Origin of the sequence: Buttiauxella sp. S19-1, assembly GCF_022134725.1 — a bacterium.
Classification (GTDB): Bacteria; Pseudomonadota; Gammaproteobacteria; order Enterobacterales; family Enterobacteriaceae; genus Buttiauxella; species Buttiauxella ferragutiae.
Map to the genome: position 1 here is coordinate 23,064 of NZ_JAHWLU010000048.1, position 8,568 is coordinate 31,631.

An 8,568-nucleotide genomic window follows, 5' to 3' on the forward strand; every position below is an offset into this window, starting at 1 on the left:
ATTTTTATTTTTCTGGCGGCGTGTAGCCTTCGATGTGGACTTCTTTGCCTTCGAACAGGAAGTTGACCATTTCAGCTTCCAGCTCTTTGCGGTGTTCTGGATTCATCATGCTCATTTTGCGTTCATTGATAAGCATGGTTTGTTTGGTCTGCCACAAAGCCCATGCTTCTTTAGAGATCTCGTTATAGATACGTTTGCCGAGTTCACCTGGATACAACTGGAAATCCTGGCCTTCCGCGTCACGTTGTAGGTAAGTACAAAAAATAGTTCTGCTCATCATTATTCCTCTTCAACAGCTCGTGCGGGTTTAAGTACCACCGGCTCGGCGTGTAATTGCTGTAATAAACGCTCTACAGGGGCGGCCAGTCCTACGGACGGTGGCTGCGCTAAGTTATACCAGAGAGCGGTTCCTTCATCCATGCACCCATTAAACGAAAGCACCGGCAGCCACATCGGGACAATGTCCAAATGGAAGTGGCTGAATGTATGGCGGAAGGCGTTTAATTGCGTGAGATTATCTGCGGGAATATTGCGTTGTGCTAGCCAGTCGTACAGTTCTTCTTCGCTCGCAAATTGTGGGAAGCAGTACAAACCGCCCCATAATCCAACAGCAGGGCGCTGGGAAAGCAGGATGCTTTGTTGATGCTGCATCATCAGGAAATAGCCAGTGCGCTCAGGTATCGTCACCTTCGGTTTTTTGCCTGGATAGTTCGCCCAACTGTTATTGGCATAAGCGACACAAATATTATTCACCGGACAAAGTTCGCACTTGGGTTTCGAACGCGTGCAAACCATCGCGCCAAGATCCATCATCGCCTGGTTAAATTGGCTAACGCCTTGCGCGGGTGTGACTTGTTCGCTGATGTCCCAGAGTTTCTTCTCAACATCTTTTTTACCCGGCCAGCCAGAAACCGCATAACAACGTGCCAGCACGCGTTTTACGTTGCCATCAAGAATCGGGAAATGTTTGCCCAGCGATAGAGAGAGGATTGCACCTGCGGTGGAACGGCCCACACCGGGTAGCGCTGAAACCTCTTCAAAGGTTTCCGGGAACACGCCATTGTGAAGATTAGCCACCATTTGTGCTGCTTTATGCAGATTTCTGGCGCGAGCGTAATAACCGAGGCCAGTCCAAAGATGTAGCACTTCATCAAGTGGCGCATTAGCGAGATCGGTGACGGTCGGGAAGCGTTCCATAAAGCGCTCAAAGTAAGGAATGACGGTGGTAACTTGCGTTTGTTGCAACATTACCTCCGACAGCCATACTTTATATGGCGTTTTTTCGAGTTGCCATGGCAGGGTTTTGCGCCCGTACTTTTGGTACCAGTCGAGAACCTGGTTGGCGAATTGCGGCGCTTGTATCATTGTTGCCTGGCATCCGATAAATGTGTGATTTAGGGGGCTGATTCCAGCACAGACGGCTCCGTGCTGTAAACCGGAACTTTCTGGTGCTTGCTTCTCATCATTAACTTTGGATAATGCCCGTTTCCCGAACACTAACTCAAAGCCTGAACACCATGAAAAATGACGTCATCTCACCGGAATTTAATGAAGAAGGCCGCGCAATGCGCCGGATTCGTAGTTTTGTGCGCCGCCAGGGTCGCCTGACTAAAGGGCAGGAGTACGCACTGGAAAACTATTGGCCGGTGATGGGCGTTGAATATCAAGACGCGCCTGTCGATTTTGCCGAGCTGTTTGGCCGCGAAGCACCAGTGACGCTGGAAATTGGTTTTGGCATGGGTACGTCGCTGGTGGCAATGGCAAAGGCTAATCCACAGCAGAACTTTTTAGGCATTGAAGTGCACTCGCCAGGCGTCGGTGCATGCCTCGCGACAGCTCATGAAGAGGGCGTTGAGAACCTGCGCGTGATGTGTCACGACGCGGTTGAAGTGCTGCAAAAAATGGTTCCTGACAATTCTTTATCCATGGTTCAGCTCTTTTTCCCTGATCCGTGGCACAAAGCACGTCATAATAAGCGCCGTATCGTTCAAGTGCCGTTTGCCGAGCTGGTAAAAAGCAAACTGAAATTGGGTGGTGTGTTCCATATGGCAACCGACTGGGAACCTTATGCAGAACACATGCTCGAAGTGATGTCCTCTATCGATGGTTACCAAAACCAGTCAGAGAGTAACGACTACGTACCGCGCCCGGATTCACGTCCGGTGACCAAATTTGAACAACGTGGCCATCGTCTTGGTCATGGCGTATGGGACTTAATGTTCGAGAGGGTAAAGTAATGGCAATTAATCGTAGCCGTCGTTTGCGTAAGAAAATGCACATCGACGAATTCCAGGAACTAGGGTTCTCTGTTGCATGGCGTTTCCCGGAAGGCACCTCCGAAGAACAAATTGATAAAATCGTTGATGCGTTTATTGACGAAGTTATCGATAAAAATGGTTTGGCTTTTGATGGCGGCGGCCACCTTTCCTGGGAAGGCTTAATCTGCCTGCAGGAAATCGGCAAATGCACCGAAGAGCATCAGGCTCTGGTGCGCAAATGGCTTGAAGATCACAAAGCAGAAGACGTTCGCACCAGCGAGCTGTTTGATGTTTGGTGGGATTGATATTTGCAGAATAATTAGGTCGGTGAAAACCGGCCTTTTTTTTCTTAAATTTTTAGAAGTTCAGGAGTCACTATGATTCGTAAGGCACTGATGGGCGTTTTGCTGCTCACCGCGATGCAGGCGCAGGCCGACTATAAATGTAGCGTCACTCCTCGCGATGACGTGGTCATCAACCCGCAATCAGTCCAGGTTGTTGGTGAGAATGGAAATCTGGTTATTGCCCCAGACGGTAGCCTGCAATTCAACGGCAAGCCACAGACTTTAAATGCAACGCAGCGCCAATTGGCGGTGAATTATCAGCAAGCGTTGCGTACAGACCTGCCATGGATCAATAACGGTGCTTTGGCTCGTGTAGAAAAAGGCCGTGTCGCGCTGGATAAAATCATCGCTAAAGAAGTGGGTGAGAGCAGCAATATGCGTGGCCGCCTGACTAAACTCGACGCGCAACTCAAAGAGCAGATGAACCGTATTATCGAGACTCGTCAGGACGGTTTAACCTTCCATTACAAAGCGATTGACCAGGTTCGAGCCGATGGGCAACAGCTGGTAAACCAGGCGATGGGCGGCATCTTGCAAGACAGCATCAACGAAATGGGTGCGAAAGCGGTTCTGAAAGGTGGCGGTAACCCGCTGCAAGGCGTGCTGGGTAGCCTTGGTGGCTTACAGACTTCCATTCAGAATGAGTGGAAAAATCAGGAAAAAGATTTCGAGCAATTTGGCCGCGATGTGTGCAGCAAAGTGGTGACGCTGGAAGGGCAGCGCAAAGGGCTGGTCGAAACATTAAAGTAATGTTTTAGCCGTTGTAGGGTGGATAAGCGAAGCGTCATCCACCATTTGTCGGGTGACGCTGCGCTTACCGGACCTACAACAAAGCTGTGTCATCAGTCTAATGGCGGGTGAAACACCCGCCATTATTGTTAACGCATAAACGCCGGTTGTTTTTGCTCGTAAGCAGAAATTGAACCTTCGTGTTGCAGCGTCAGGCCAATACTATCCAGCCCTTCTAACATGCAGTGGCGGCGGAAAGTATCGATATTAAACGAGTAACTTTTCTCGCCCGCAATTACGGTTTGCGCTTGCAGATCGACGACAAACTTAATCCCCGGATTTGCCGCAACCAGTTTGAACAGCTCGTCCACTTCTTTTTCGCTCAACGTCACCGGCAGCAGCTGGTTGTTGAATGAGTTTCCGTAGAAAATATCTGCAAAACTTGGCGCGATAACCACTTTAAAACCGTAATCGGTTAAGGCCCACGGTGCGTGTTCACGCGAAGAACCACAGCCGAAGTTTTCACGCGCCAGTAAAATTGAAGCGCCTTTAAACTCCGGGAAGTTCAGCACGAACTCTGGGTTTGGCTTTTGGCCTGCGTCATCCAGAAAGCGCCAGTCGTTAAACAGATGAGCGCCAAAACCGGTGCGTGTCACCTTCTGCAAAAATTGCTTAGGAATGATTGCGTCAGTATCAACATTTGCGGCATCCAGCGGAACGACCAGGCCGGTATGTTGGATAAATTTTTCTGCCATGGTGTTTTCCCTTATTTCAACGTGCGGATGTCAGCAAAATGACCAGATACCGCAGCGGCGGCTGCCATTGCTGGGCTAACCAGATGCGTGCGGCCACCACGGCCCTGACGGCCTTCGAAGTTACGGTTGCTGGTGGAAGCACAACGCTCACCGGGTTCCAGGCGGTCGTTGTTCATTGCCAGGCACATCGAGCAGCCTGGTAAACGCCATTCAAAGCCCGCTTCAATAAAGATCTTATCCAGACCTTCAGCTTCGGCCTGCGCTTTGACAGGGCCGGAACCAGGAACCACTAACGCCTGCACGCCTGGAGCCACTTTGCGGCCTTTGGCAATTTCAGCCGCAGCACGCAAATCTTCAATGCGTGAGTTGGTGCATGAACCGATAAACACTTTATCGATAGCCACTTCGGTTAATGGAATGCCTGGTTTCAGGCCCATGTAAGCCAGTGCTTTTTCAGCAGAGGCGCGTTCAACAGGGTCCGCGAAGGATTCTGGATTCGGGATGTTTTCGGTGACGGAAATCACCTGGCCTGGGTTGGTACCCCAGGTGACTTGCGGTGCAATGTCAGCGGCGTCCAGCGTTACAATGGTGTCGAACTTAGCGCCTTCGTCGGTGCTGAAGGTTTTCCAGTACGCTACTGCATCGTCCCAGTCGGCATCTTTTGGTGCATGCAGGCGGCCTTTCACGTAGTTAAACGTAGTTTCGTCTGGAGCAACGATGCCAGCTTTAGCACCCATTTCGATTGCCATGTTGCACAGCGTCATGCGGCCTTCCATCGACAACGCCTGAATTGCGCTACCGCAGAATTCCACCACATGCCCGGTACCGCCAGCGCTGCCGGTTTTACCGATAATTGCCAGCACGATGTCTTTTGCCGTGATGCCTGGTGCGGCGGTGCCGGTGACTTCAATCTTCATGGTTTTAGCACGACCCTGTTTCAGGGTTTGCGTCGCCAGAACGTGTTCAACTTCAGAAGTGCCGATACCGAACGCCAGTGCACCGAATGCGCCGTGGGTCGCGGTGTGGGAGTCGCCACAAACAATGGTCATGCCAGGCAAGGTGATACCTTGTTCTGGGCCCATGACATGGACGATGCCCTGGAATGGGTGGTTCAGGTCATACAACTCAACGCCGAATTCTTGGCAGTTTTTCATCAACTCCTGCATTTGAATGCGGGCCATTTCGCCGGAAGCGTTGATGTCTTTAGTTTGCGTAGAAACGTTGTGATCCATGGTGGCAAACGTTTTGCCTGGCTGACGCACCGGGCGCTTATGCGCACGCAGGCCATCAAACGCCTGCGGGGAGGTCACTTCGTGAACCAGATGACGGTCGATATACAGCAGCGGCGTTTCATCTACTGCTTCGTAAACGACGTGGGCATCGTACAATTTTTGATATAACGTCTTCGCCATGATTATTTCCCCTCTGCCACGAAACGAGCAATGGTATCGCCCATTTCGTCGGTGCTGATTGCATTGCCATCGCGAGCCAAATCGCCGGTACGGAAACCTTCTTCCAGCGCAAGGTTGATAGCGTTTTCGATGGCCTGTGCGGCCTCTTCAGCATCCAGGCTGTAGCGCAGTAATAGAGCCAGAGACAGGATCTGCGCAATTGGGTTAGCAATGTTTTTACCTGCGATATCAGGCGCTGAACCGCCAGCAGGTTCGTACAAACCAAAACCTTGTTCGTTCAGGCTTGCGGAAGGCAACATGCCCATAGAGCCGGTGATCATCGCGCATTCGTCAGACAAAATGTCGCCGAACAGGTTGGAGCACAGCAGCACGTCAAACTGAGATGGGTCTTTGATTAACTGCATGGTGGCGTTGTCGATGTACATGTGCGCCAGTTCTACGTCCGGATATTCTTTAGCGATTTCGCCGACAATTTCACGCCACATTACCGACGATTGCAGCACGTTAGCTTTATCAATCGACGTCACTTTGTTGCGACGTTTGCGTGCTGATTCGAAAGCGATGCGGGCAATACGCTCAATCTCAAAGCGGTAATACACTTCGGTATCAAACGCTTTTTCGTGCATGCCAGAACCTTCGCGGCCTTTCGGTTGGCCGAAGTAGATCCCGCCGGTTAATTCACGCACACACAGGATGTCAAAACCGTTAGCGGCAATGTCAGCACGCAGCGGGCAAAACTCTTCCAGGCCTTGATACAGGCGAGCAGGGCGCAAGTTGCTGAATAATTTGAAGTGCTTACGCAATGGGAGTAACGCGCCACGCTCTGGTTGCTGAGCGGGTGGCAAGTGTTCCCATTTCGGGCCACCGACGGAGCCAAACAGAATGGCATCTGCTTGTTCGCAGCCTTCAATGGTCACCGGAGGCAGTGGATTGCCGTGGCGGTCAATGGCAATACCGCCCACGTCATATTGACTGGTGGTTATGCGTATATCGAAGCGCGTACGAACTGCATCCAGCACTTTCAGCGCCTGAGCCATGACTTCTGGGCCAATGCCGTCACCCGGCAATACTGCTATATGATGAGTTTTTGACATGTCACACGGTTTCCTGATTATTTTCTTTATTATGAGCTTTGCGTTGCAATTCTTTCTCGACGATTCCCGCGCGCCAGATGTTGTTCAGCACGTTGACCATCGCTTTTGCTGAGGATTCGACGATATCGGTCGCCAGACCTACGCCATGGAAGCGACGGCCTTTGTGGGTGACGACTATGTCCACCTGACCCAGCGCATCTTTACCCTGGCCTTTCGCAGACAGCTGGTATTTCACCAGTTCCACATCGTAATTGGTGATGCGGTTAATCGCCTGGTAGACCGCATCGACCGGGCCGTTGCCTGTTGCTGCTTCAGATTGTGTTTCTTCGCCACATTGCAACTGGACGGAAGCGGTAGAAATCACGCTTGAACCGGACTGCACGTTGAAGTATTCCATGCGGAAATGTTCTGGCTCTTCTTGTTGCTTACCGATAAAGGCCAGAGCTTCCAGATCGTAATCAAATACCTGGCCTTTCTTATCAGCCAGTTTCAGGAAGGCGTCGTACAACGAATCCAGATTGTAATCGTCTTCTTTATAACCCATCTCTTCCATGCGGTGTTTCACAGCAGCGCGGCCAGAGCGGGAGGTCAGGTTCAATTGCACCTGATTCAAGCCAATAGTTTCCGGGGTCATGATTTCGTAGTTTTCGCGGTTTTTCAGTACGCCATCCTGATGAATACCGGAGGAGTGCGCGAAAGCATTGGAACCAACCACCGCTTTGTTAGCTGGAATTGGCATGTTGCACAACTGGCTGACAATCTGGCTGGTGCGGTAAATTTCATGGTGATTGATATTGGTATGCACGCCCAACATTTGGCCGCGTACTTTAATCGCCATGATCACTTCTTCCAGCGCGGTGTTACCAGCACGTTCACCGATGCCGTTCAGGGTGCCTTCAACCTGGCGAGCGCCTGCCTGAATTGCCGCGATAGAGTTGCCTGTCGCCATGCCCAAATCATCGTGGCAGTGAACGGAGATAATCGCTTTATCAATGTTAGGGACGCGGTTATACAGGGTCTGGATAATGCCGCCAAACTGTACTGGAGTGGTGTAACCCACGGTGTCCGGGATGTTAATTGTGGTAGCGCCAGCGCCAATTGCAGCTTCTACAATGCGGCACAGGTTATCGATTGGGGTCCGGCCTGCATCTTCACAAGAGAACTCTACGTCGTCGGTGTAGTTACGGGCGCGTTTTACAGAATTGACTGCACGGGCTAACACATCATCGAAGGTACTACGTAGTTTCGTTTCGATGTGCATCGTGGATGTCGCCAGGAACACGTGAATACGGAAGGCCTCGGCAATTCTTAATGCTTCGGCTGCAACATCAATATCTTTATCTACACAACGAGCGAGGCCACACACACGGCTTTTTTTGATGTTGCGAGCGATGGTCTGCACAGATTCGAAGTCACCAGGGGAGGAAACAGGGAAACCAACCTCCATCACGTCAACACCCATACGCTCCAGTGCCATTGCGATTTGCAGTTTCTCTTTAACACTCAGACTAGCCTGTAACGCCTGCTCACCATCACGTAAAGTGGTATCGAAAATAATGACTTGTTGGCTCATGTTGTGGTCCTTTCTCGTCTTAGGGGCCGTTGCTACGAGCATAAAAAAACCCGCGCAGTGGCGCGGGTTTTTTCTGTCTGATGGCTTGAATCAACGCTTGATTTCGCCCACCAGCCTACCGCGCAAAGAAGTTGCGTTTAGTAGTAGGTCTAGTAGGCGAATGCTGCGAATCATGTTTCAAGCCTCAAGTGAATTCGTTATGCATTTATTGGTACTTGATCTGCTTTGCTGTGTCAACACTCGATTGCCTCAACCCCCGATTAAGGATTGAAAGACAACCACCGATCTAAGCCATTTGTGCTGACATATCTAACTTTCATAATATATCTAAAAAGTATGGAAAAGGATTACTTACGTTCCCCTGTAAAATTGAAATTCTCAGAAACAATTAAAAATATAATGT

9 protein-coding genes are annotated in these 8,568 nt (G+C 50.6%); 3 read left to right on the top strand and 6 right to left on the bottom strand.

What is annotated here, in order from left to right; translation table 11 throughout:
- Positions 1 to 4: 4 nt before the first annotated feature.
- On the bottom strand, positions 5 to 277 hold the full coding sequence (locus tag MES37_RS12525; RefSeq protein WP_034493327.1) for an oxidative damage protection protein: 273 nt from the start codon (positions 275 to 277) through the stop codon (positions 5 to 7).
- Positions 278 to 279: 2 nt separating this feature from the next.
- On the bottom strand, positions 280 to 1,362 hold the full coding sequence (mutY, locus tag MES37_RS12530) for an A/G-specific adenine glycosylase (protein ID WP_157092904.1): 1,083 nt from the start codon (positions 1,360 to 1,362) through the stop codon (positions 280 to 282).
- Between the two features lie 155 nt (positions 1,363 to 1,517).
- Between mutY and trmB the strand changes: the two genes are divergently transcribed.
- The 3 genes from trmB to MES37_RS12545 all read left to right on the top strand — a co-directional run bounded on the left by trmB (position 1,518) and on the right by MES37_RS12545 (position 3,352).
- Positions 1,518 to 2,237 (top strand): tRNA (guanosine(46)-N7)-methyltransferase TrmB, encoded by a 720-nt coding sequence (trmB, locus tag MES37_RS12535; protein WP_064539968.1) that lies wholly within the window; start codon positions 1,518 to 1,520, stop codon positions 2,235 to 2,237.
- Entirely contained in the window at positions 2,237 to 2,563 is a 327-nt protein-coding gene (locus MES37_RS12540) for a YggL family protein (protein ID WP_064539966.1), read from the top strand. Before trmB ends, MES37_RS12540 begins: the two co-directional genes overlap by 1 nt.
- Before the next feature lie 72 nt (positions 2,564 to 2,635).
- Positions 2,636 to 3,352 carry a DUF2884 domain-containing protein gene (locus tag MES37_RS12545; protein ID WP_064539964.1) on the top strand — a complete coding sequence of 239 codons (717 nt, stop codon included), beginning with the start codon at positions 2,636 to 2,638 and terminating at the stop codon, positions 3,350 to 3,352.
- Between the two features lie 128 nt (positions 3,353 to 3,480).
- On the opposite strand, the gene leuD is transcribed toward MES37_RS12545, so the two are convergent.
- From leuD to leuA, 4 genes are read right to left on the bottom strand one after another with little or no spacing between them, the layout of a single operon-like run.
- On the bottom strand, positions 3,481 to 4,086 hold the full coding sequence (leuD, locus tag MES37_RS12550) for a 3-isopropylmalate dehydratase small subunit (RefSeq protein ID WP_237931560.1): 606 nt from the start codon (positions 4,084 to 4,086) through the stop codon (positions 3,481 to 3,483).
- Between the two features lie 11 nt (positions 4,087 to 4,097).
- Positions 4,098 to 5,498, bottom strand: a complete 1,401-nt coding sequence (gene leuC / locus MES37_RS12555) for a 3-isopropylmalate dehydratase large subunit (RefSeq protein ID WP_064539959.1) — start codon at positions 5,496 to 5,498, stop codon at positions 4,098 to 4,100.
- A gap of 2 nt (positions 5,499 to 5,500) precedes the next feature.
- Positions 5,501 to 6,592 (bottom strand): 3-isopropylmalate dehydrogenase, encoded by a 1,092-nt coding sequence (gene leuB / locus MES37_RS12560; RefSeq protein ID WP_064539956.1) that lies wholly within the window; start codon positions 6,590 to 6,592, stop codon positions 5,501 to 5,503.
- Between the two features lies 1 nt (position 6,593).
- On the bottom strand, positions 6,594 to 8,165 hold the full coding sequence (leuA, locus tag MES37_RS12565) for a 2-isopropylmalate synthase (protein ID WP_064539954.1): 1,572 nt from the start codon (positions 8,163 to 8,165) through the stop codon (positions 6,594 to 6,596).
- Positions 8,166 to 8,568 lie beyond the last annotated feature (403 nt).

Bases quoted from the DNA above. Each gene is read 5' to 3' on its own strand.
- leuD (WP_237931560.1), bottom strand. From the start codon at position 4,086: ATGGCAGAAAAATTTATCCAACATACCGGCCTGGTCGTTCCGCTGGAT.
- trmB (WP_064539968.1), top strand. From the start codon at position 1,518: ATGAAAAATGACGTCATCTCACCGGAATTTAATGAAGAAGGCCGCGCA.
- MES37_RS12525 (WP_034493327.1), bottom strand. From the start codon at position 277: ATGAGCAGAACTATTTTTTGTACTTACCTACAACGTGACGCGGAAGGC.
- MES37_RS12545 (WP_064539964.1), top strand. From the start codon at position 2,636: ATGATTCGTAAGGCACTGATGGGCGTTTTGCTGCTCACCGCGATGCAG.
- leuB (WP_064539956.1), bottom strand. From the start codon at position 6,592: ATGTCAAAAACTCATCATATAGCAGTATTGCCGGGTGACGGCATTGGC.
- leuA (WP_064539954.1), bottom strand. From the start codon at position 8,165: ATGAGCCAACAAGTCATTATTTTCGATACCACTTTACGTGATGGTGAG.
- leuC (WP_064539959.1), bottom strand. From the start codon at position 5,498: ATGGCGAAGACGTTATATCAAAAATTGTACGATGCCCACGTCGTTTAC.
- MES37_RS12540 (WP_064539966.1), top strand. From the start codon at position 2,237: ATGGCAATTAATCGTAGCCGTCGTTTGCGTAAGAAAATGCACATCGAC.